This is a genomic window from Candidatus Zixiibacteriota bacterium (assembly GCA_018820315.1).
Taxonomy (GTDB): domain Bacteria; phylum Zixibacteria; class MSB-5A5; order JAABVY01; family JAHJOQ01; genus JAHJOQ01.
This window is the reverse complement of sequence record JAHJOQ010000056.1, coordinates 20481-45040: the sequence shown is the minus strand read 5'-3', so window position 1 is coordinate 45040 and position 24560 is coordinate 20481. Positions and strand designations below refer to the sequence as shown.

Genomic DNA, 24560 nt, shown 5'->3' with positions numbered 1-24560 from the left:
TTCATATATCCGATAATCGGATTGAGCGCTGTCACGAGACCGAGGCTCTTCCCTAGAAACACACGACAAGCAGCCTCGTTCGGTTTGATACCCGTAAGGCATCTTGTCAAAAATGCATCGAGTCCGCCTGTGAGAATCTTCATCTGCTCGCCGACGGCATACGCCATCAGCGGCATCATGACATTGAGTTCGAGCTGACCGGCGCCCGCCGCCCATGCTACCGATTCATGAAACCCAATCACACTGAAACAGATCATGTTCATCATTTCAGCCATCACTGGGTTGACTTTGCCCGGCATAATGGACGATCCCGGCTGAACCGGTGGAAGGATAATTTCTGCGATGCCCGTTGTCGGCCCCGATGACAGCAGCCGCAGATCGTTCATTATTCGAGACAATTCAATCGCAAAATTCCGGAGCGACGCGGAATAGTCGGCAACCTGCGCCATCGATTGCATCGCCCAGAAGTAATCGTTTGTCGGTTTGATCGGAAAGCCCGTGATTTCCGCAAGGGCTTTCGCAACACGTGTTCTATATTCCGGATGCACATTCAGTCCGGTACCCGCAGCGCTCCCGCCAAGTCCGATTTCGCAGAGCGCGTCGCGCGCGGCGGAGATTTTCTCGCGGCCACGCTTGATCGTCTCCGCATAGCCACCGAACTCCTGCCCAAGTCGTACCGGCACAGCATCCTGAAGATGCGTCCTGCCGGATTTCAGTATCTTGTCGAATTCTTTCGCCTTGTCACGAAATCCCCTCTCGACTCTGTCGAGTATATCAAGCAGCGCGACACTGTCTTTGAGGATGAATATCCGGATCGATGTCGGGATGACATCGTTGGTCGACTGTGCCATGTTGACATGATCATTAGGATTAATGACCGAGTAGTCCGTGCGCTGCTTGCCGAAAATTTCGAGTGCGCGGTTGGCTATCACTTCATTGAGATTCATGTGGTGGCTTGTCCCTGCGCCCGCCTGATAGACATCGACCACGAACTGGTTCGTCATCTCGCCATTCATTATCTCCGTTGCAGCCTGAATGATAGCGTCGGCGTTTTCTTTTGGAAGAAGTCCCAAGTCTTTATGCACCATTGCGGCGGCGCGTTTGATCGCTGCGCCTGCCCAAACGAATCCGGGATGCGGTTTGTGTCCGCTTACCGGGAAATTGCCGATCGCTCGTTGCGTCTGCGCTCCCCAGTATGCGTCCTTCGGGACCTTGACCTCTCCCAGCGAATCCTTTTCTGTTCTGTGCTCTGACATGTTATGTACTCACCTACGATTCTTTGACTGCTGCAATGATTTCGAGTATAGCTTTCTTGCCGTCATTGAAGAACATTAGCGTGTTGTCGTTTGCAAACAACGGGTTCGGAATTCCTGCGAATCCGGGGCTTAGGCTTCTCTTGATAACCACAACCGTCCGCGCCTTGTCGACATCGATTATCGGCATTCCCGCGATCGGGGATTTCGGATCGGTGCGCGCCACCGGATTGACGACGTCGTTTGCGCCGATTACGATCGCAACATCAACTTGAGCCATCGTCGGATTTATTTCATCCATCTCTTTTAGTTTGTCATAATCGACATCAGCTTCCGCCAGAAGCACATTCATATGCCCCGGCATGCGCCCTGCCACCGGATGTATCGCGTAATCGACCTGAATGCCTTTCTTCTCAAGCAAATCAGCGAGATCGCGCACGGTGTGCTGAGCCTGCGCGACAGCCATACCATATCCCGGTACGATTGCTACCCTGCGAGCTCCATCGAAGAGCATCGCGATTTCCTCAGCGGACGTTGCCTTGATCTTGCCACCATAGACGTCGTCTGCATCCGGCGTTTCACTCGTCGGACCCATCACCCCGAAGAGAACATTCGCCAGCGAGCGATTCATAGCCTTGCACATAATGTTGGTCAGAATTATTCCCGACGCCCCTACGAGAGATCCAGCGATAATCAGCACATTGTTGTCGATCACAAAACCGGTAGCCGCTGCAGCTAATCCGGAATATGAATTCAGCAGTGCAATCACAACCGGCATGTCAGCGCCACCGATAGAGATTGTCAGCAACACACCGAGGACTCCGGCTACTCCGACCATGACCCAGAAAAACATAAGATTCTCAGGATTCAGTACGGCGAGAATCCCGAATACCAGGGAGGCTACAGCTACCAGCCACTTGAGTGCATTCATTCCCGGGAAACGGTCTTTCTTATTGAGCAGCAATCCGCCTATAAGGATTCCCGACAGCATTACTCCTGCCGACAGCGGCAGACCGGCTATATCAATCGAAATCACACCAAACCAGACAGTGCCGCCAATAACTACCAATGAGAAACCGTATTTGACGAGTTTCTGCCAGGCATGAAGCTTCCATTTGACTGCGAGGAATTCCGCCAGCTTTCCGAATGCAACGTAGCTTCCGAAGAAGGTCACTGATCCGATTATACCCGATGCCGCAGTTGCGACTTTCATTTGAGTTGAGGCATCTTGCCCCGCAGCATAGTGCATCGCGGCAACCAGTGCTGAACCGGCTACTAAGACCGAAGCTCCGCCACCGAAACCGTTGAAAAGACCGACCATCTCCGGCATAGCAGTCATTTTGACCTTAATTGCGGCAATCGCACCGATAATGCTTCCGATGATAATTCCGAGCACAATATAGTGCCACTCCAGCTTGCCGCTCAGGAGTGTAGCTGCTATTGCAGCCAGCATTCCAACGGCGGCCATACGATTTCCCCTGACCGCGCTCCGCGGATGTGCGAGACCTTTGAGGCCGACTATCATCAAAACCGCAGCAAGAAGATACACTAAATTCACAATATTCTGATTCAGCATGATAAATCCTTCTTCTTGAACATCTTCAGCATGCGGTCAGTCACGAGAAAACCGCCGACAACGTTGATGGCAGCGAAAATCACGGCGACAAAAGCAAGACCTTTGGCGAGCGGGCTGATGCCGATCTGTCCAGCGAGCACCAACGCACCGATGATCGTAATGCCCGATATTGCATTCGATCCCGACATCAACGGTGTGTGCAGTGTCGGAGGAACCTTGGTGATCACCTCAAAGCCGATGAATATCGCCAAGATGAAAACGGTTAGAATCATAACAAACGTATCCATCAGCCTTCCCTCCCTTGCGTGATCGGCTCGAGACCGAGCATTTCGCGTATGCCGGGATGAACTACATCACCGCCACGGGTCATGAGTGTTCCCCGAGTGATTTCATCTTCCATATCAAACTGTAATTGGCCATCCTTAACGAGATGTTTCAGAAACGTCAGAAGATTCTTGGAGTACATCTGACTGGCGTGAAACGGCACTGTTGATGGCACATTGGCAGGTCCCAGGATCAGCACTCCATCCACCACAACCTGCTCACCCTGTTTGGTCAGCTCGCAGTTGCCTCCGCGTTCGGCAGCGAGATCGACAATCACCGATCCGGGTGACATGCCCTTAACCATATCCGACGTGATGAGTACCGGTGCTTTCTTTCCGGGAACAGCAGCCGTCGTGATCACTACATCGCTTGCGGCAACCACCTTCGTCATCATTTCACGTTGCTTGCGATAGAACTCTTCATCCATTTCTTTAGCGTAGCCTCCCTTGTCTTCCGAATCTGCAGCCGCAAGCTCGATTTCGAGGAATTCTGCACCCAGGCTCTGCACCTGCTCTTTTACCGCCGGGCGGACGTCGTACGCGCTGACAACGGCGCCGAGTCTCTTCGCGGAAGCAATTGCCATTAAACCGGCGACTCCGGCACCGACAATGAACACGCGAGCCGGCGCGATCGTACCTGCCGCTGTCATCAGCATCGGGAACATCTTAGGCAGCGCATTCGCAGCCATAAGCACGGCTTTGTAACCCGCGATTGTGGCCATCGATGAGAGTGTGTCCATGCTCTGAGCGCGAGTGATGCGAGGCATCATTTCGACTGCGAAAAGGTTGACTCCGAGATCAGCGATATCCTTGATTTGGTGGATTGATGTCAGTGGTTCAAACAGTCCGATAATCGATTGTCCCTTGCGCATAAATTCGAGATCAGACCTGCCTCTATCAGGATTTGCTCCATATCCACGCACCTGGAGGATGATATCGCTATGTTCGAACACCTCCGATCGATCGGATTCGATCACAGCTCCCCTGTCTCTGAATGCGGCATCTGTGATGCCGGATTCTATACCTGCCCCCGATTCGAGTATCACTTTCATACCGGATTTGACGAACTGCGGGACAATATCGGGGACGACTGCCACACGGCGCTCGTCAGGGAATGTCTCCTTCGGTACTCCGACAGAAAGTGGTTTTGCATCATTTGTCATGAAATCTGATTGCCTCCCGTTCGCACGATATCATACTAAATTCTGCTGTATTCGCATTCAGCCCCTATGAAGATTGTCGCGTCGATGGTCGCTGACAGTCCGACCCTGTCCAGAAACAAAGGTCCTGTGTAGACCCATTATGTCCGATTTAGCGATGTTTAGAGCTGCAGTTTCTGTCATCAATTCCCCGACTTGCTGGAATAATCTAAACTCAGATAAACGTAACCTACGTTTAATTCGATTGGTTCCGAAAAAGTCAAGTCAAAAATCTACTTTACTAGCCCATCTTTCCAGTAAGTGTGGGAATTTGATCGCGTGGCTGGTCATGTGCCGCCAAATCGCGTCATTGCGAGCGACCAGCGGGAGCGTGGCAATCTCGCAGCATAGCCATCGAATGCCCGAATTGAGATCGCCAGGTCATTCGAAGTCTCGCTCCCCGCGATGACGGAGTGTCAATCATCACAGGAAGAAACGCGGCGGAAGGAACACTCTCCTTAAACGCGCTGGAAGGAACCCTTTCCTTCCAGCCTGATGGGGCAGACAGGCCGCGATCAGAGATCACGGCTACTATACGCCTTGGGGTGGGGGCTCCTGCAAATAGAAAAGGCGCCGGAATACCGGCGCCTCTATTATCAAGATGCATCTCTTCTAATTTAGACGTTTCAATTCTACGCGTCTGTTCTTCTTGCGACCATCTGCGGCGCCATTGTCGAATTTCGGTTTGTCAGGACCATAACCCTTTACGACTAAGCGAGTTTTGTCGATACCTTTCGATATGAAGTAGTCAGCAACCGACTGAGCGCGCTTTGTCGACAGAGTCATGTTCTTGTCACGACTGCCGCTGATATCAGTATGTCCCTGGACTTCAACCTTAACATGGGGCAGCGCCTGAAGCGACTTCACAACGCCGTCGAGATAGGCTTTCGCCTGGTCATCCAGATTCGCAGCGTTCACCGGGAATACAACACCGACCAGAATCAGTTCCGGCTCGATGTGGAAAGCAGTTGGACAGCCTCTCGAATCGACTTCCAGAACGTTATTCGGATCTCCGGGGCACTCATCGATACCATCGCAGACACCGTCGCGATCCGAGTCAACCGGGCAGCCGTTCTGATCAACAACACATCCCGACAGAGTACCGGGGCAGGTGTCCAGATAATCCGGGATACCATCTCTGTCTGTATCCACCGGGCAGCCATCTGCATCAACCTTTGCTTCCTTCGGAGTATTCGGACACTTGTCTACGCCGTCGCAGACACCGTCACCGTCGCCATCCTTCTGGCAGCCGTAGGCATCGACAGTGCAGCCGGGCGGAGTGGCGGCACATGTATCAATGCCGTCGCAGACTCCATCGCCATCGGAATCGATCTCGCAACCGGTCGAGTCTACGATACAGCCATATGGCGTTTCGGGGCATAAGTCGTCATCGTCACAGACGCCGTCCCTGTCGCCATCCTTGCATGATCCGAGATATGCCGTGAGCATTACTCCCAGCTCCAATACACCCGATGGGTTGTCGAGGCCGTCAGATCCGCCGACGTCGCGGTCATCCTTGAATTGAGAGAACGCACCGGTCAGCACATGATAACGGAGAGTACCGCCAAACGAGAACTCCTCGATAGGGAAGTATTCAATCCCGGCACCGAACATGAGTGTCAACTGCTGATCGCGGAATTCAAAGCTCTCGCCATTCAGATCGGAGACATAGACCTTGTCGCCATTGTTGTCGCGAACACGCCACGTATCAACACCGATTCCCGCAGTCAGATAGAAGACTGCTTCTTTCACCGGATTGATGTTGTAGAAGCCTGCGAGCTCGACGATATGGTGCCTGATTCTGAGCTTATTGTCATCTTCGTCTGCCGCAACTATTGTCGGCAGGTCCCCGGTCATGTCAAACATCCCGCCTTTGGTCGGGCCATACATGCCGCTAACTCCGACAGCCCAGTGCTGGTGTAGTCCGAATTTGATATCGGCACCAAACATAGGACCAATTTTCCACTCTCCTCCGGTCAGGAAAAACCCCGCACGGGGTGCGAGTCCGACCTTGCCGGTCGTCACTGCGGCGAATGCGGGAACCGCCAGCAGCAGGACCAGCAGAAGAACTAATGCTGTGGTAAACCTTTTCTGCAAAACTAACCTCCTGTTTCAGTGTGCGGCGGGAGACAGAAGCAGCCGTCAACTAATGGCAGACGCTCTCTTCTCCCCGAAATGTTCCTTATTCTTATTTTCTATTTCCGGCACAAATGCACTTGCATCTGCGCACATGTCGCAAAATTTGGACTGGAACTTAACATGAAGCTCCACAAAAATCAACAAAAAAGTTGAATCTCTTGACCTTATGGGAGTTACGAGAAGCAACTTCCGCCTGTCGTGCGATCTGCAGGCCTATGGTCGATACTCCAGAGTTATCTTGATTTCGGGCGGATATTGCTCGTTTTGCCAGTCAGTGTCGATAAGCTGCTCGGTGTATTGCGTTGACATCACATCTGCCTAGCGCTGCGAGTCACACGTAGCATCCGGGAGGATTGGCGGTCGGCGGTTTGTCTATCGGCTCCGAGCCTTTATCGGAGCACGCCCAGACCGCAACAGCGATCAAAGCGATTGTTACGAATGCGCGTCTCATATCCCCATCCCCTTATTCCTTCCGAAAAGTCACTGAAATTCTCGGTGGATATGTCTCGTTATCCCAGTCGATGTCCCTCAGGATCGAGTACCAATCACCCCACCCGAAGTAGCCGTCTCCAAATTCGTCATGGCTGTTGTCGATGAAACCGCGATAATACATTCGGACATTTTCCACGTGCTCCTCAGCCGCAGACCCCTCTAGCGAAAACCTGACCAGCTGAGAATCCGCAATGGAGTTGAGACTGAGTGGGATATCGCGCAGCATGAATGAATAGTCTCTCTCGTAACCTCCCATTATCGGTCCATACCATAGCTCATGATAGAAGTACTTGCAGAACAGGCTGTCGATGCGATTTTCCGAGAAGCTTAATGATCCATCAAAGTCAATGTAAGAATATCCCTCAGTCCCATTGCCTGGACCAGTCTCATGTGCAATGACTCGTTCTTCTTCCCATGTTATCGTACCCGGTTCGTTGACAGGCAGGTGGATTAGCGCATATCTCCATGTTGAGTAGATTCGGCCGTAAAACGAAAACGATACATCCATGACGTTGCATGCCTTTATGAATCCGGTCACATCTGATGTTGTAGAGAGCCAGAAGTCGAAACTGGGTGATGAGATGCCGTTGACTAACACAGTCACATTGCAGTCAGACGCCTCCGCCGGCACAATGATCCTTATGAGCGAATCAGTCCACTCGGCAATCTCAGGCGTCAGTTCACCGAAGAGGACTTCGCTTCCCGCTTCTGATTCCCCGAATCCACTGCCGAGAATTGCCAATGTGTCGCCGGGAAGGCCGACATCGGGGACAAGATCGAGAGCACGATAGACATTGAATAGGATCCCACTGCTTGTGCAATTCGCTGCGGATACGCTGACTACCCCGGATTTATCAATATTCGGTACACTGACCACTATCTCCGTATCATCCCACGAGATCACCGAGGCGGGCGTATTACCGAATCGGACTCTACTACTTCCCTGGTTTATCCCGAAACCACTGCCCGTGATGGTGACCATCGTTCCCGGAGGACCCCAGTCCGGCTCCACTCCAGTGACCGCAAATAGACAATCGACAGTGAAAGTACCGGCGCTGATTGGGTGACCAAACAGCTTGACCAGCACATCGCCGGTTGTGCTCCAGTAAGGAACTTGAACAACTATCTGAGAGTCTGACCATTGCAGCGTATTCGCTCTGGTTCCGGCAAACGAGACGTAATTATGATACCCTTGACTATCGCCAAAACCGCGCCCGTAAATGCTGACTTCCGTCTCAACAGGACCCTCGACCGGTTCCATGCGATCGACGTAGAAAACATAGATTTGAACGCCATTGCTCAACATACCGCCAATAGAGACCGCCAGCGTCCCCCTCATGGACTCCGTCGAAAGTTCGCATACGATCTGCTCGGGCGTCCATTCAATGACAGGAACCTCGACTCCGTCAATCTCCACGGAGTTTGAGCCCTGCATGTCGCCGAAGCCGGTTCCGGAGACCGTTATCGTGTCACCCGGAGCACCCCAGTTCGGGCTAATTGACGTTATGCCGAACACAGAGTATGGCATCGCATTGCTGACTTCACCATCTACCGTGACGGTCAGTTCTCCGGAGGTGCAGCCTAACGGGTATGTGGTCACGATTCGTCCATCCGACCATGACAGTATGTCCGGATTCACCCCGTTAAGACTGACTCTGCTGGACCCCTGCGTTTCGCCGAAGAAATCCCCGATGATCTCGAGCTGCGTGCCGAACGTGCCGGTCGATGGTCGCAGCTCCTCTATCCGCAGCTCACCGATGACGCGGAACAGGCCACCATCGTAATCACGATTCAACATCTCTATCTTCACTTGACCGGTCCTTGCTTGCGAAGGTACGGTGGTTATTATGAGCGTATCGGACCAGTACGACTCATCCGCCTGTACGCCGTTGAATGTCACCCCCTTGCCATACTGATGATAGCCGAAGCGGATTCCGTAAATCCGGACCTCAGTTCCTATTCCACCCGAGTTCAGCTCAATATGATTGATGCCGTAGACTATGAATGCGACACTATTGCTTGTCAACGTATCGACTTTGACCGATACATCACCGGTCTTCGCGCCCTCGGGTATGCGAACACTGATCTCCGTGTCTGTCCAGGAGATGACATCACCATCCGCGCCGCGAAATGCGACCGATCTCGATGAGTCCTGAGTCTCTCCGAAGCTCTTTCCGTAGACTTCGAGAGTGTCATTGACATAGCCGCGGTCAGTGCTGAGGCTGTCGATCACCGGCGCGCCGGGAGGGATGTCGGCTGGCGGTGGTACATTAGGCTCTGATCCCTTGTCGGAACATGCCCAGATTACAATTGCGATCAGTGCGGTGAGGAAGGCTATACGCTTCATATTCTACCCCTTTACGAACGCATGCTTGTATGTACAATTCACGAAGACTCCTCAATATGTCCAGACTAATTTCGCAGGCAAAATGCAGACTTTATCGAGCGATTCGTCTCGGAGATAGCCCATAGCCGGCGGTCTGGCAACAGTAAACAAGACACCGTTGCTGACCTGTCCAAGTACATGCAATCGAACATCTCCTGTGGTGACTTGTGGTGGTGCGATCGCATTCACCATAGTGTCGGACCAATATATTATTGCTCCGGGATCCTCGCCGAACATAACGCTATCGGTAATCTTGTATTCGCGGAAACTCTCGCCATAGATTGATATGGTATCGCCCGGAAATCCCCACGCGGGAACCAGCTTATCGATATTCATGATACTCACAGCTATTCCGTTGGAGACTATTTCGGGAAGCCCAACTCTTACAGATCCAGACTTAGCGGTGAGTGGTGATCTCAGCTCGATAAGACTGTCATTCCATGATAGAATATCTGTTGCCATTAGATCACCGAACAGAATCGTCTCCGCCATTTCACCGAACCCTGTACCATGAATCGTCCTCATGCACTGTTCACCGCCCCATCTCGGCTGGATGTCGTTGATGCCGGTGATAGCAATCGGATACCCTTTCGTGCTCTCTCCATCTATAGTGACGACTACACCTCCCGATGACGACCCTACCGGTATAAGTCCACGGATTTCGTTATCACCCCAATTGTATATCTGCACCACTGGCACGCCATTGAAGGTTATTCCATGTTCATAATAATGATGATCGAGTTCGCTTCCCTGAATCGTGAAATAACTTCCAAATGTTGCATGCGCCGGAGAAACCGCTGTAATTCCATATACTTCCAGTAAAATCTTCCTTGTGATCTGGTCATACAGCCGCGCAAAGACCTGCCCCGTCACAGAACCGTCCGGTATCCTGAAAAAAACATCCGAATCGGTCCAGTCGACAATGTCAACTATATCCTGCCCCAGCAATACGCTATTGCCATTCTGATGAGTCCCGAAACCATACCCGGATATCTTCACAGTGTCGCCATATGCACCACTGCCCGGCACTATATCAGTGATCTCGTTGACAACGAAAGTGACGGGATTGGTCTCTGTGCCGCCCACACCGACAGTCACTCCGCCCGTTCTTCCCCCAACAGGTACTGTTGTCTTGATGAGTGTATCCGACCATGAAATAGCCTGCGCATCGACCCCGGCAAATGATGCGGAACTCTCTCCCTGGATATTACCGAAGCCTATGCCGCGAAGCTCGACTTCGGCTCCGATTTTGCCCAGTAGCGGGGAGACCGATATCAGCCGCAGGGCTTTCCAGAAGGACAAATCTGAAATGCCGTGGTATCTGATTGCTGTCCAGCGGGGGAGAGGGGGCAGCGTTTCGAGTGAATCTAAATAGCGAGTCTCAATAGATTCATACCAGTCCTTGATGGACATGTCCTTGAACCGGCTTGTGTCCGTCATTACCTCATAAAATCCGCATGCCCAGTCTCTGTTCCTTTCTGCAAACACTCTCCAGTCATAACTGATGATTGCACCTGCCTTGGCATTGTATCTCATCTCCAGCGGCCACTTGCCGAGGAAACCGTAACCGAAACCGAGATAGATTATCGAAAGGTCATTGCTGAAGTCGTTGTGACTCGAAATAAACCGGGGAGAGACAAAGATTGTGTTTCCCTTTCCCGGTATGTAGATGAGACATATCTTCGCCGAGGATAGTTCATCTGCATATATCTGATCCAGTTCCAAACTCGCTGTGTCACCAGTCATCAGGAAGATATTTTCAATCCTGTCTTTTGCGGGCCAGGCGAAGCTGTGTGAATAGATGTGCACAACGCCATAACCTTCAATATCGGCGAAGCGATCGAGTCCGCAGTTGTCGTCGAGATACAGCTCGAATTCATCGAATCCAGCTTTCCAGAGATTTTCGTTGGCTGCCGAAATGACCGCATCGGCAAAATCTTTTCGATCGGAATATATCGGGCATAGGAATGCGGATTTTCGAGAGAGGGGCATGTCGCGGGTTTCCAATGATATTGTAGAGATTGATTCTTTCCGAGCTCCCGACTGTTCATGCGCATTCGCCATGTCTTCGGCGTCTATCATGATTCCGCCAATGTGACCCGATGTATACTCGATGGCGATCCCCTGGCTATTGATAACAGCCTTCGCGACAAGTGACGGCTCCTTTAGAATTGCGGTGAGCACCAACTGTTTAGCCAGAACCGTATCCATCTGGTCAAGCAGAGAGTGCAGCAAGCTTCCCATTTCGGTCTGGAAATCGAGAATTCGTTGAAGGGTCACCTCTCTATTGCTTGTGTCCTCCGGGGGCTCAGATACTTTCTCCGAACATCCCCAGATAACCACAAGGGTGACCACGCCTATAAGGACTGCTTGCTTGATCCGGAATCTCATCACAAATGCCTCATATCAGAAATGACGCATCTCGATATGTTTCGTTCGGTTTTGCGGTGGGGGCCTATTCACCATTAAAGATAGCAGGATTCGTCAGTAATGCAATAGAGATTGTGAGTTGCAGGTCAGACAAGGGTATGGCTGGCACAAGAAACCCAAATTGACAATGCACTATCCCCCTTGACAGATATCAGAAAAGAGCTATAATTGTTATAGCGGCTTGTGTCCATTCTTTCACATCGCCTTATAATCAGTAGTGACTATTCGGCCATTGGCCACTCTAGAATATCGCTTAACGCGGGAGGTAGTTATGTTCTCAGCCGATCCCAGAGAGTCTTTCCATCTGCCGGGAATCGTCAAGCTGAGTATCGTCATTCTGATGATTCTGTTCTGCAAACCTGGGGTATCGCCAGCTCAGGCGATTGATCCAATCGAAGTATCCATCGATCTTGCTTATGGAATCTTGCTGGGTGACACGATCATCGTCCATGTGAATCTTAACAATCCCGACTCAGTGAGAGAGCTTGATCATATCAGCCTTCTGATCCAATACCCAGAAGATGCTCTGATATTCAACGGTGCTTCACCCAGTGATCTGCTTGAAGATTGCGCGTGGGAGTCGTTCACGTTCAGCGAACCGGGGAGCAACCTGATCTTGCTAACGGCAACTGCAGATGCGGCAGGCATTCCGGGTGAGCCCAATTGCTATTTGGAGGGCTTCTCCGGAAGGCTGGCCAATCTAAGCTTCGCAGTGATCGTTAATCCGGAGAATGACTGTACGTCTTTCCCGTTACAATTCTACTGGCAGGAATGCCAGGATAACTATCTGACATTGAAGGACGTATCGGAGTATATCGTCTCTGATTACGTTTTTGTGTGGGACTGGGCTAACGGCTATATGGGGCTACCGATGGTCGACACCCTCCCTTCATACGCCGGTACACCTGATTCATGCCTGAGTGAATATCCGGTCGGCAGTGATGTCACGCGCCTTGCGGACTTCTATGGCGGCGGCATCGATATCATTTGCAGCGATTCTATTGACCGCAAAGGTGACCTCAACCTGAACGGTATCCCCAACGAAATTGCAGACTTCGTTATATATGAGAACTACTTACTTTTCGGACTTTCGGCATTCACTATAAATGTCGACGCTCAAATAGCCACATCTGATATCAACAACGATGGAATTGTGCTCAGTTACCGCGATTTTGTCTACTTGTGGCGGATTATCATCGGCGATGCGTTACCATATCCGAAAAGTGATCAAGTCGCCAAGTATCCTGTCATGTTCGTGCAGCACGATCCTGATAGCGTGAGCGTACTGTTTTCCGATGTTCCCCTTGCCGGCGCGTATCTCATTTTCAGCGACAGCATAGTTCCGACAGTTCTTGTGCCCGATTTCGAGATTGCCTACAACTACGATTCAGTGTCGAACGAAACGAGGGTAGTCATCCCGCCTGTGGATGCAGAGACGACAATTGGAAACGGTCCCATACTTACTTTCGGTGCGTCGGGCGTGCTGCAATTTGCATACACAGCTGATTATGAGAACTCTTCGTTCGACGTTTCAATCTCAATTCCGGGAACTGATGTCAGCATATTCTTTGTCGTAGACATGCTGAATTACATATTTGCGAACGGAGCTTTGCCATCACCCGCCGAATTCGTTGACGCCGATTGCGATGATGTGGTGGACATAGATGATGTAGTATATCTGATCAAGTATCTCTTTGGGGATGGGCCGCCACCGGGAGGATGTTGATCGGCGATTCGGCTTATCGCGGAGAGTTGCTATTAATTGAAGCTGAGAATTGTGGCTATCAGCGACGATAGTTTGGGCGAAAGAAATAGATCAACCATCATCGCCGAGAATAGTCCGAAGAGATAGATGATCGAATAACCAAAAAGTCCCCACACTACATCTCGTGATTGGACCGCCTTTGCAGCAATCGCCTTGCGGATGAACAGAGCGCCCAGAACAATTGCCGCAGCAATATATAGCAACCCGAGTTCGGTGAGTGCCGGAAGAATACTCGCAGCTACAAGAGCAAGACTGTACCAGACAATCTGCAGCATTGTTCGGTCGACTCCCTTGACTACCGGCAACATCGGAAGGTCAACCGTTTCGTAATCATCCTTGAAGCTGACCGCAAGCGCCCAGAAATGTGGCGGAGTCCAGAGGAAAACGATCAGGAAGAGCATCCACGGTGTCATGGAAAGCGATCCCGCCGCGGCAGCCCACGCGATCACCGGCGCCATCGATCCCGCTGCACCGCCGATCACGATGTTGTACGGTGTGTTCGGTTTCAGCAGCAGCGTATAGAATAGGCTGTAAAACAGGATCGTACCGAGCGAAATAAGCGCCGACAGCCAGTTGAAAACAAATCCAAGAACCAGCACTCCCGCTATGCCTATCAGAAAGGCAAACATGAGTGCATCAAGCGGTCTGAGCCGACCAGACGGCAACGGACGACGGTGCTTTGTTCTGGCCATGCGACCGTCGATGTCTCTCTCGAAATATTGATTGAACGCGTTCGCAGCACCACCGGTCAAATAGAGCCCGAGCAGCACAAGTGCGAATCTGACCGGATCAGCCAGAAGACTTCCCTCGATGAACAACGATGTTGCACCGGTGAATACAACTAACAACATCACGCGCGGCTTGGTGAGCTGCACATAGTCTGTCACTGGGCGCGCCACGCGATAATTGGCAGACTCATCCGATCCGATTGCTGGCTGCTGGAATTGAAGTGCCATGCTATTGGACAACCTCTCCGATTAGCGTGTTCGGCGTAGCCTCATAGACCCTGACATTGACAAAATCGCCCGGTTTAGCGCCGTTGTCGGGGAAAACAACGATTTTGTTGCTATCGTTCCGTCCAAGAAGCTGATTCGGCTTCTTGGCGCGTCCCTCAACAAGAACCTCCAATGTCTTGCCAAGCTCGACAGCGTTCTTCGCAAACGATATTCGCCTCTGTATGTCTACAAGTCGCGTGATTCTCGATGTCTTGTCCTCTTCAGAAACATCATCCGGGAATTTGCGCTCCGCGACAGTATCCTTCCGCTCCGAATACTTGAACATAAACGCAGAATCGAAACCGACTTCCTCGACGACTTCAAGTGTCTCCAGAAACTCCTCTTCGGTCTCGGTGGGGAAACCAACGATAATATCCGTTGTCAGCGCAACATCAGGGATTATTCTCCTGATAATATCCACCAGGTCGAGAAAATGCTGACGTGTATATGTGCGATTCATCATTTCGAGAATTCGATCACTCCCCGCCTGAAGGGGCAGATGAATATGCTTGCATGCTTTCGGATTATCGCTTACTACCTGAATCAACTTGGGAGGGAAGTCTTTCGGATGCGGCGAGGTGAATCGGATTCGCCTGATGCCGTCAACCTCGCTTACCATTTCGATCAAGTCCGCGAAGTCGCATCCATCATACTTGTAGGAGTTCACATTCTGGCCGAGCAGCGTCACCTGCTTGAACCCCTCGTCGGCCAGCCTTCTCGCTTCATCCACGACACTCTTTGGGTCGCGGCTCCGTTCTCGGCCGCGCGTTGCGGGGACGACACAAAACGTACAGACATTGTCACACCCCCGCATAACCGCTATCCATGCATTTGCGCCCTCGTCATGAACGGGAAAGACATCGCTGTAGGTTTCTTCTCGCGAATGCTTCAGCTCGAAGTCCTTATGCCCGGTCTCTTCGAATCGGGAGATCAGATCGGGGAGCCGTCTGTATGTATCAGGTCCGGCAATAATATCGACTCCGATTCCTTCTTCCAGAAGTTCACTCTTGAGATTCTGCGCCATGCACCCGATTACGCCGAGCACTAAGCCATTGTTCTTTTTCTTGAGATGTTTGAGCGTTTCGATACGGTTGAGAACTCTTTGGTGAGCGTTTTCGCGCACCGAGCAGGTGTTCAGCAAAATGATCGACGCCGACTCCGGAGCTTCCGCAATGGAGTAATCATTCTCCTGCAGGATCGACTTCACGATCTCAGTGTCGTACTCGTTCATCTGGCAGCCGTATGTCTCGATGTACACGGACTTCATACGATTTCCCCGATCAACGTGCCCCCTTCGATTCTATCAGGCACCACCGTCCGAATCTCATTCCTTAGGTTCGAATCACTCGTCGCATGCACTCGCATATAGTTGTCTGCATGTCCGGTCCAAACATTTTCGGCTGCTGTCTCGAATAGTACATCTACCTGTTTCCCAATGTACCTCTCGCAGAAAGCATGTTTCTTTCTATCGCCCATTTCGATCAGGATCCTGCTGCGCAGCTTCTTGATTTGGTGATCGACCTTATTCGGCAAGCGTGATGCTGGTGTATCGGCACGATCAGAGTAGACAAAAACATGGAAATACTCTATCGGCAAATCGGCGAGGAATTTCTTTGTGTTCTTGAACTGGTCATCTGTCTCGCCCGGGAATCCTACCATGATGTCGGTCCCGATTCCGATACCGGGCACACTGTTCACACTCCATTCGACAAAGTCGGCAAAGTCCTTCGCAGCATGCTTGCGCCGCATAGCGTCGAGAATACTATCATCACCACTCTGCAGCGGTATATGCAGATGGCTGCAGAGCTTTTTCGATGTCGCCATGTATTCCACAAGGTCTTTTTTGATAGTCGTCAACTCGATCGAACTGATACGTATTCGGTCAATGCCATCAATACCTTCAAGATTTCTGATGACATCAAGAAAGCTGTGGTCATCACTCTGATATGTCCCAATGTTCACACCGGTCAGCACAATCTCCCGGAATCCCATTGATGCGAGCTTCTCAGCCTCAGCAATAACATCAGAATATTTCCGGCTCCGCGATCTTCCGCGTGCGCGCGGGATGATACAGAACGAGCAGACAAAATCGCAGCCATCCTGCAGTTTGAGATTCGCGCGAGTGTGATTCTCATAAATACCGACAGACTCTATTGTGAAATCATCAGTGGACATCTTGGTCGAATGAATCACGATGGGCGTCTCGTTTTTCTTGAGACCGTTTATGTAATCCGTGACTCGGAGTTTCTGCTCATTGCCTACGATGAGATCGACACCTTCGATATGACTGATGATATCAGCAGCCATCTGTGAATAGCATCCGACGACAGCGACAAACGCGTCAGGATTCTTGCGAATCGCCTGCCGGACAGCCTGTCGACATTTGGAATCTGCCTGCTCGGTGACTGTGCATGTGTTGATGACAGTCAGATCAGCCGGTTCGCCCCAATCGACAATCTCGAATCCCCGGTCGGCGAGAGTCTTGGCGATAATGGCGGTCTCCGACTGATTGAGTCGGCACCCGAGAGTATGTAACGAAGCTTTCATCATAGATAGTACGCCGCATTCGCGATAAAGTGCGTTAATATAAACAGTTTTGCTCGATTTTACAAGGGATGTCGCGCATTCAAGCGGTCTGCTGCCTCTGAATGCAGCAAATTATGGCTCATGTAATATCAGCTCAAGGTGCGATCCACGCGGTCTACGACTGATGGATGCTCCTATTTGAAGAGCTCCAATGATTTTGCGGTTGCGGTAAAGGGTCGCTCTCTTCCGCTCTTATGAGATACCAGGAACCTCATCTCCTGGAGAGCCTCAAGATCTTTGCGCGCAGTCAGTCTCGTAATCTTGTAAATGTGAGAATGGACTTTGATTGTGGTTACACTTCCCGGATTCTTGTGCAGATGGCGCATGAGCTGAATCTGACGGTCATTCAGTTTGTATTTCAATCGAGCCGTTTCAGCCATTCCTCTGTTCTCATCCGTTTTACGTTCGACATACCGCTCAAACTCGCGCTTTGCCTGCTGGATTTTCCGGATCACATAGTCAATGAAGTACGTGAGGTCGTTGTCATCCTGCTCGGTATAGATATACGCGTCCCGGTACTGGGCCGGTGATTTCTTGATAACTCGTGAGAGATTCAAGTAAGAAAACGCCCAATACTGTTTCTTGAGGAGATACCAGTAGAAGATCAGCCTGGCCAGTCTGCCGTTCCCATCCGTGAATGGGTGTAGATACGCTACCCAGAAGTGAAGGATGATTGCTTTGATGACAGGGTGGACAAATTTGTCTTTGGCCAACTCATCGTTTGCATAGGAAATGAGTTTCTTTAATTCGTCCCTCAGAAATGCTTCCGATGGTGGTATGTGATAGATCACGTCGGTGGTGCGGTCGACCACAACAACTTCGTCATTGTCCTTTCGGAGCCTGCCAATTTCGCTGATGTTCATTGTGTCTTTGGCAAGTATCACATGCAGATCGAATAGTCGCTCCATACTCAGCGGTTGATATTGAAATGATTCTTCGACGGCGACCATTCCATTGTAGTTGTTTAAGATCATCTGCTCTGATTTGTTTCTTGGCTTCTTTTTCTCTAAGAGCATTTGCTTGGCGGCTTTCCGAGTAGTGTTTGCACCTTCGAGTTGAGACGATGCTATAGCTTCCTCCATAATTCCCCTTGAAATGTATCTTTGGCGAGCCGTCTGATCATCTACTATGCTCGATTCGATGAAACCACCCAGTTGCATGTCGATTTCATGCAGGAAATAGTCTAGGCCAGGTGTCTGTTGCCAGGAGAAGTGACTCCCCTTTTCATCTGCCACTGCTGTGCTGACTCTATTAGGTGACATTTGTCTTAGGAATTTTATCAAAGCCCAGAATTCCTCAGGCGATATGCCCTTTGGGCGGGGCTTGTGGCGGACTTTGTCCCAATATAGGTACTCCGGGGTGCTGATGTTCTCAATGTACTCCGCGATGTTCTCTTTGGGATCGAGCAGGCCGATCGCTTTATCCATTTTTCCGGTTATGTCTGGTTTCTTCAGTTCGAATATATCCATTTGGATTGGCTCCTTTTCTTGCCCTGCACTCTGCCTCCTTGCGATCTTACTTTCACTTATTGTGGGTAGATCGGGCGAGATTCTAATATGTAAAGTGTTTACATTTAGTATGCATATAGTATACATGTCCAATGCTGTGCGTATATGTCAACAATCAATACACTATATACTATAGAATCCACAACATGTAAAGTGTTTACATATACTTTACATATTGTATACATGTTCGGTATGGGCTTTGAGCTGACAAAGAAGCACCTGTCGAAGGTGTTGAAAGGACGTTAATTGACTGATATACAAAGGATTAAGAAAATTAGCGGGTGTCGTTAGAGTGAATTACCCCTGCCTTGCCTGATCGACTGAATTACCTACGCCTTCACAATCCCACGCTTGGAGGATTTGATGAAATCGATGATGTCTATGACTTCGGGGATCATTTCGATTTCGTCTTCGATGCGCTTGAGCGCCTGCGAAGTATTTAGTTTTGAGAAGAATATGATCTTGTAGACATTCTTGAGGACTTTAAGTGTTTCTTTCGGGAAGTTGCGCCTGCTGAGTCCTACATGATTGAGACCGACTATTCTTAGGGGATTGCCGGCAGCGAGAGCGTACGGGCAGACATCCTGCACTACCCTGAATCCGCCACCGATGATTGCATGTTTGCCGATTCTTGTGAACTGGTGCACCGGCACAATCCCTCCGACAATAACCTGCTCGCCAATCTGCACATGTCCTCCGAGATTGACCGAATTCGCCATAATCACCTTGTCGCCAACCTGACAGTCATGCGCGACATGGGAATATGCCATTAATAGGCAATCTGAACCGACAACTGTTTTCCATTTGTCGTGAGTACCGCGATTGACGGTAACGTACTCGCGGATAACGGTATTGTCACCGATCTCAGCGGTGGTTTCCTCGCCGCCAAATTTCAGATCCTGCGGAACAGTCCCAATGACAGCGCCATGATGGACTCTCACATTCTTGCCGATATGCGCGCCCCATGCGATCAGTGCATTCGACGCAATCTGAGTTCCGTCACCGATGCTGACGTTGGACTCAATGATTGAATGCGCTCCGATAGAAACACCCGCCCCTAATTCGGCCTTCGGATCAACTATCGCTGTGGAATGGATTATTGTCTCTGACATCTATTTGTCTACAACCGCGGCCATCATGGTCGCCTCGGCCACCAGTTTTCCCTCTACAAAAGCCTTCCCCGACATTTTGCACATGTTCCGCTTGAAAGTCAGGAAATCTACTTCGAATCGGAGCTGATCCCCCGGAGTGACCGGCTTTCTGAACCGTACGCCGTCCATTCCCATGAAGAGAACCACTTTTTCACCCGGCTTCCCGACCGCATTAAGCAGCATGAAACCGCCAGCCTGCGCCATGGCCTCGACTATCAGCACCCCCGGCATGATGGGATGTCCCGGGAAATGCCCCTGGAAGAATGGCTCATTGATTGTAACATTTTTGATCGCAATCACACGCTTTTCCGGCTCCAGGTCGATGATCCTGTCTATCAGTAGAAATGGATATCGGTGCGGAAGAAGCTCCATGACAGCATTGATATCGAGCAGGTAGCCCTTCTTTATACCGTTCTTGCCATACTTTTCTGATAGCAGCCGCTTTTGATAGAGTGCCCTGATCTTCTTAGCGACGGCGACATTCGCAGCATGACCGGAACGAGCCGCCAGGAAATGCGCCCTTACCGGCACGCCGACCAGGGTCATATCTCCAAGCAGATCGATAGCTTTATGACGAACCGGTTCGTTGGGGAATCTCAGCTTCTTATCGTTAAGAATGCCGCTCTCACCGACTGTGATATCCTCAGAAATGTTGAACTCATCCTTGAATCGTCTAACCACATCCGGGGTCAGCTCTTTGTCTACAATCACAATCGCCGTGTCCAGCCCCCCTCCCTTGATAATTCCCTGCGACTTCATATCCTCAACTTCCGACAGGAAGCAGAAAGTGCGCGCAGGCGCGAATTCATCCACGAACTCATCCTTGAGCGATACCAGCGACGTGTACTGCGTCCCGAGGGCAGGGTTTGCATAGTCAATCATGAATGTGATTCTGACATCATCCGAGGGTGTCACAACAATATCGACTTTGCGATCCGGCTCGGAATGCGCCATCAACTCATCCATAATGAAAATCCGCCGTTCGGCCTCCTGATCGACCAGTCCAGCGGCCTGCAGCTTGTCGACATACGGTTCGATTGAGCCATCAAACACCGGCGGTTCGACATTGTCCAGTTCGCAGATGATATTGTCGATCTCGAGACCGGAAATCGCCGCAAGTACATGTTCCACAGTGTAGACCCTGACACCGTTGATCGCGAGCGTAGTCCCACGATTCAATTCGACGACGTGGTCAACGAGCGCGGGAATCTCCGGACGGGTGTCTATATCCGCCCGCACGAACTTTATGCCGTGGTCAATTGGGGCCGGTTTGAAGGTGATTCTAGACCTGCAACCGGTGTGCAGGCCGATTCCCTCCAGGGAAACCGGATTCTTTATGGTCCGTTGTTTTTCATTCATGACAAATCGGCAGGAGTATAACACACACACACCGGTTTGTAAACCGTTTTCTGATCCTCGATCTGGCGCCCCAAACGGCAAAATCAGCTTGGATTTCTGCCGCTTCTTGTTATCTTTGGCAACTGAATTTCAGGAGGTATCAATGGCGCTTACTATAGGTAATGGCAGATTAGCGATAGAGGGTGTACTGCGGGTTGCGAGACAGAGAGAGCAAGTCACTGTATCCGACGCCGCATTTGACAGAATCCGACACTGCCGCTCATTCGTCGACAAGAAAATTGCCGAACATGCTGTCATGTATGGCATCACGACCGGTATCGGCGAGCTATCCGAGGTCTTTCTGCCGCCGGAGCAAATCAAGGCATTCCAGAAATATATCGTATACAGCCATGCCGCCGGTTACGGCGAACCGATGGCTGAGGAGATTGTGCGTGCAGCAATCCTATCGCGGATAAATGTTCTTTCTCAGGGGCATTCCGGATGCCGCCCTGTAATCGTCGAAACAATGCGTGATCTCCTGAACAAAGGTGTCACTCCAGTCATGTGTCAGAAAGGCTCTGTTGGGGCCTGCGGCGATCTTTCGCCCATGTCGCAGATGGCACTGGTACTGATCGGCGAAGGAGAAGCGTTCTACAAGGGCGAGCGGCTGCCGAGCAAGATTGCGCTGCAGAAGGCCGGTATCGAGCCGGTCGTGTTCGAGGCTCGCGATGGTCTCGCGTCGATCAACGGTTCCAATGTGATTACCGGCATGGCATCGTTGCAGCTTCTCGATGCGGACACATTCACAAAGACAGCCGAAATCGCCGCGGTTATGACTCTCGAAGGGTTGAAAGCTAATATGCTTGCGTACGACGAGCGGCTGCACAAAATCAGGGGATATAGAGGCGCGATCGAGTGTGCCGAAAACATCCGGAGACTTTCCGCCGACAGCGAAATTCTCGCTCAGAAAGATAAGAAAGTCCAGGATGCCTATTCCATGCGCTCGACCCCGCAGGTCCTCGGCACCGCCAAGGATACATATCGATTCTGCCGCGAAATGATCGAAACCGAGCTCAACGGCGTCGGTGACAATCCGATCTTCTTCCCGGATGAGGGCGACGGCGTTGTCTTGACCGGCGCGAATTTCCAGGGCACACCGATAGCATTCCCACTCGAATTTATCGGGATGTCGGTGACAACGATTGCCGTCATATCGGAAAGGCGCACGAATAGACTGCTCAACAAGAATCTGTCAGTCGGATTACCTGCATTCCTCACCGAAGGTGCCGGTATGTTCTCCGGCATGATGCTGACTCAGTATACACAGGGCGCTCTTATATGCGAGAATCGCGTCCTTTCGCACCCGGCCGCGACCGGGTCGATTCCAGCCGCCGCGGATCAGGAAGATTTCGTGTCGATGGGCATGACCAGCGCGATCAAGACGCGCCAGATTATCGACAATGCCTGCGGAGTGGTCGGCATTGAATTGCTCTGCGGAGCGCAGGCGGCGGATTTCAGAAAACCGCTCAAGCTGAGCAGAGGCTCTAACGCTGTTTATGAACTGATCCGTGAGCATGTGAAGTATATGAAAGAAGACCGGCCGCTGTATGACGATATCAACAAGATGGCCGAGTTGGTGCGAACCGGTAAGATCCTCGAAGCCGCTGAATCTGCAGTCGGCAAGCTGAAATGAGGATCGCTGCATTGAAAATGTAGGTCGAATCCCTTGCGGATTCGACGCTTGAGTTCATTTTCATGTATTGGAATTGCGATGTCAATTTACTATATTTGTAGCGGTGAGCTTGTAGTCTCAGTATGAGTAATGTGATTTCAGGGGAGCAGAGATGAAGAATGATTTCGAACTCGAAGACGAAGAGATTGAGGACGAGCTAGGTGATGAGTCTGAAGTCCTGCTCTTCAAGTATGCGATCACCAGTTATGGGGCGGACTATCCAATAGACGGATTGGTAAAACGGATTGCTAACGAAAGCATCTTGGTACCCACCTTCCAACGTGGATTCGTTTGGAACATTAATCAGGCATCACGATTCGTTGAATCTCTTCTACTTGGTCTACCGGTACCGGGTATTTTCTTGTCTAAGGAAAAAGAGACCCAGCACCTTTTGGTCATTGATGGACAGCAGAGACTTCGCACCCTCCAATATTTCTACGAAGGCATTTTTGCACATACTGGGCGAGAATTCGAACTCACGAATGTTCAAAAACAGCTTCGAGGCATGACATACAAGAAGTTGAAAGATGAAGACCGACGTCGATTGGACGACTCTATTCTACATGCAACTATCGTAAAGCAGGACGAACCTTCCGAAGACGACAGCAGTATCTATCATATTTTTGAACGCTTGAACACGGGAGGAACACACCTGCATCCTCAAGAAATCAGAGCATGCATGTACCACGGGGAGTTTAATCGATTATTGGATGAACTCAATCAGAATAAGTTCTGGCGTTTAGTCTATGGCAATGTAAGCAGCCGCATGAGAGATCAGGAATTGATACTGCGCTTTTTTGCGATGTTGTTTGATATCGAGAACTATTCTAGACCGATGAAAGATTTCCTCAACTCATACATGGCTAAGAATAAGAGTCTGAAGTTGCAGTCAGCGGAAAAACTAACAGAAGTCTTTTCCAATACTGTTCAGCTAGTTAACGAATCGATCGGTGACAGGGCCTTTAAGCCTCTTAGAGCGCTCAATGCGGCTGTCTTTGATGCAATCATGACGGGAATAGCAAGAAGACTCGAAGCCGGTAATATCGAAGACATGGATGCTGTAAGAGAAAGTTATGAAGCCTTGTTGAATGACCGAGATTTTCTCGGTGCTACTCACACTGGTACTGCTGATGAAACCATCGTCTATAAGAGGATTTCTCTGGCTACTACTGCATTTGAGAACGTAAGATGAACAACATTAAAATTGTTCTCTATCAAAAAAGGCTAGACCATCTATTCGGACAAATTGGACTGCTATCTGAGCAAATTGAGCTGCAGTCGCACTGGGCTCGGTACCTTTGTGTTCTTGTGTCCGGCTTTCTAGAGATTGGCATCAGAGAAATATTGATAAAGCACGCACACGAGCAGTCCTCTCCAACTGTAGCGAATTTTATAGATGGCAAACTGCGGGAGTTCCGAAATCCAAAGATGGGGAAGATACTTAAGCTGATTGGGCTGTTCAGCCGCGAATGGGAAGCTGCAATTGAAAGGCAAACAGAGGGAGAACTAAAGGATGCGGTTGATAGCATCGTTGCCAATAGGAATAGAATATCTCATGGTGAGGACGTGAGTATTACGTATGCCCGGATCTATGACTATTATCAGAGGGCAATTAAGTTCATAGATATTTGTGAGGGTCAGTGTCATTAGCCATCTGCCATGCTCGTTTTCGATGGCCCTTCATCTT

General features: G+C 50.6%; 17 protein-coding genes. 4 read left to right on the top strand and 13 right to left on the bottom strand.

The window, feature by feature from the left end:
• The 7 genes from KKH67_04895 to KKH67_04865 form a co-directional block, all read right to left on the bottom strand.
• Window positions 1–1256: aspartate ammonia-lyase (locus tag KKH67_04895; protein ID MBU1318518.1), on the bottom strand; the 1256-nt coding region annotated here is incomplete at its 3' end.
• Window positions 1257–1269: 13 nt separating this feature from the next.
• On the bottom strand, window positions 1270–2829 hold the full coding sequence (locus KKH67_04890) for an NAD(P)(+) transhydrogenase (Re/Si-specific) subunit beta (GenBank protein MBU1318517.1): 1560 nt from the start codon (window positions 2827–2829) through the stop codon (window positions 1270–1272).
• The gene (locus tag KKH67_04885; GenBank protein ID MBU1318516.1) at window positions 2823–3116 is read right to left on the bottom strand and encodes an NAD(P) transhydrogenase subunit alpha; all 294 of its coding nucleotides are present in this window, start codon (window positions 3114–3116) and stop codon (window positions 2823–2825) included. Before KKH67_04885 ends, KKH67_04890 begins: the two co-directional genes overlap by 7 nt.
• A complete protein-coding gene (locus KKH67_04880; protein MBU1318515.1) occupies window positions 3116–4315 on the bottom strand; it encodes a Re/Si-specific NAD(P)(+) transhydrogenase subunit alpha in 1200 nt (399 codons plus the stop codon). Before KKH67_04880 ends, KKH67_04885 begins: the two co-directional genes overlap by 1 nt.
• A 648-nt stretch (window positions 4316–4963) precedes the next feature.
• Window positions 4964–6448 carry an OmpA family protein gene (locus tag KKH67_04875; GenBank protein MBU1318514.1) on the bottom strand — a complete coding sequence of 495 codons (1485 nt, stop codon included), beginning with the start codon at window positions 6446–6448 and terminating at the stop codon, window positions 4964–4966.
• A gap of 505 nt (window positions 6449–6953) precedes the next feature.
• On the bottom strand, window positions 6954–9329 hold the full coding sequence (locus KKH67_04870; protein ID MBU1318513.1) for an IPT/TIG domain-containing protein: 2376 nt from the start codon (window positions 9327–9329) through the stop codon (window positions 6954–6956).
• Between the two features lie 51 nt (window positions 9330–9380).
• The gene (locus tag KKH67_04865; GenBank protein MBU1318512.1) at window positions 9381–11759 is read right to left on the bottom strand and encodes an IPT/TIG domain-containing protein; all 2379 of its coding nucleotides are present in this window, start codon (window positions 11757–11759) and stop codon (window positions 9381–9383) included.
• A gap of 310 nt (window positions 11760–12069) precedes the next feature.
• On the opposite strand from KKH67_04865, the gene KKH67_04860 reads away from it, so the two are divergent.
• On the top strand, window positions 12070–13524 hold the full coding sequence (locus tag KKH67_04860; GenBank protein MBU1318511.1) for a hypothetical protein: 1455 nt from the start codon (window positions 12070–12072) through the stop codon (window positions 13522–13524).
• Window positions 13525–13556: 32 nt separating this feature from the next.
• Here the strand turns inward: KKH67_04860 and KKH67_04855 are convergent, their stop codons facing one another.
• The 6 genes from KKH67_04855 to KKH67_04830 form a co-directional block, all read right to left on the bottom strand.
• On the bottom strand, window positions 13557–14519 hold the full coding sequence (locus KKH67_04855; protein ID MBU1318510.1) for a heme o synthase: 963 nt from the start codon (window positions 14517–14519) through the stop codon (window positions 13557–13559).
• Between the two features lies 1 nt (window position 14520).
• Window positions 14521–15825 carry a tRNA (N6-isopentenyl adenosine(37)-C2)-methylthiotransferase MiaB gene (gene miaB / locus KKH67_04850; GenBank protein ID MBU1318509.1) on the bottom strand — a complete coding sequence of 435 codons (1305 nt, stop codon included), beginning with the start codon at window positions 15823–15825 and terminating at the stop codon, window positions 14521–14523.
• Complete coding sequence (mtaB, locus tag KKH67_04845) at window positions 15822–17108, bottom strand: tRNA (N(6)-L-threonylcarbamoyladenosine(37)-C(2))-methylthiotransferase MtaB (GenBank protein MBU1318508.1); 1287 nt, start codon at window positions 17106–17108, stop codon at window positions 15822–15824. Before mtaB ends, miaB begins: the two co-directional genes overlap by 4 nt.
• Before the next feature lie 170 nt (window positions 17109–17278).
• Window positions 17279–18613, bottom strand: a complete 1335-nt coding sequence (locus KKH67_04840; protein MBU1318507.1) for a Fic family protein — start codon at window positions 18611–18613, stop codon at window positions 17279–17281.
• Window positions 18614–18981: 368 nt separating this feature from the next.
• Complete coding sequence (gene lpxA / locus KKH67_04835; GenBank protein ID MBU1318506.1) at window positions 18982–19764, bottom strand: acyl-ACP--UDP-N-acetylglucosamine O-acyltransferase; 783 nt, start codon at window positions 19762–19764, stop codon at window positions 18982–18984.
• Window positions 19765–21162: a bifunctional UDP-3-O-[3-hydroxymyristoyl] N-acetylglucosamine deacetylase/3-hydroxyacyl-ACP dehydratase gene (locus tag KKH67_04830; GenBank protein ID MBU1318505.1), complete on the bottom strand. Its 1398-nt coding sequence runs from the start codon at window positions 21160–21162 to the stop codon at window positions 19765–19767.
• 142 nt (window positions 21163–21304) lie between these two features.
• Between KKH67_04830 and hutH the strand changes: the two genes are divergently transcribed.
• From hutH to KKH67_04815, 3 genes are all read left to right on the top strand, one after another.
• Window positions 21305–22834 (top strand): histidine ammonia-lyase, encoded by a 1530-nt coding sequence (hutH, locus tag KKH67_04825; GenBank protein MBU1318504.1) that lies wholly within the window; start codon window positions 21305–21307, stop codon window positions 22832–22834.
• A 151-nt stretch (window positions 22835–22985) separates the two neighbouring features.
• On the top strand, window positions 22986–24065 hold the full coding sequence (locus KKH67_04820; GenBank protein ID MBU1318503.1) for a DUF262 domain-containing protein: 1080 nt from the start codon (window positions 22986–22988) through the stop codon (window positions 24063–24065).
• Window positions 24062–24523 carry a hypothetical protein gene (locus KKH67_04815; GenBank protein MBU1318502.1) on the top strand — a complete coding sequence of 154 codons (462 nt, stop codon included), beginning with the start codon at window positions 24062–24064 and terminating at the stop codon, window positions 24521–24523. The genes KKH67_04820 and KKH67_04815 overlap by 4 nt, the downstream gene beginning before the upstream one ends.
• Window positions 24524–24560 lie beyond the last annotated feature (37 nt).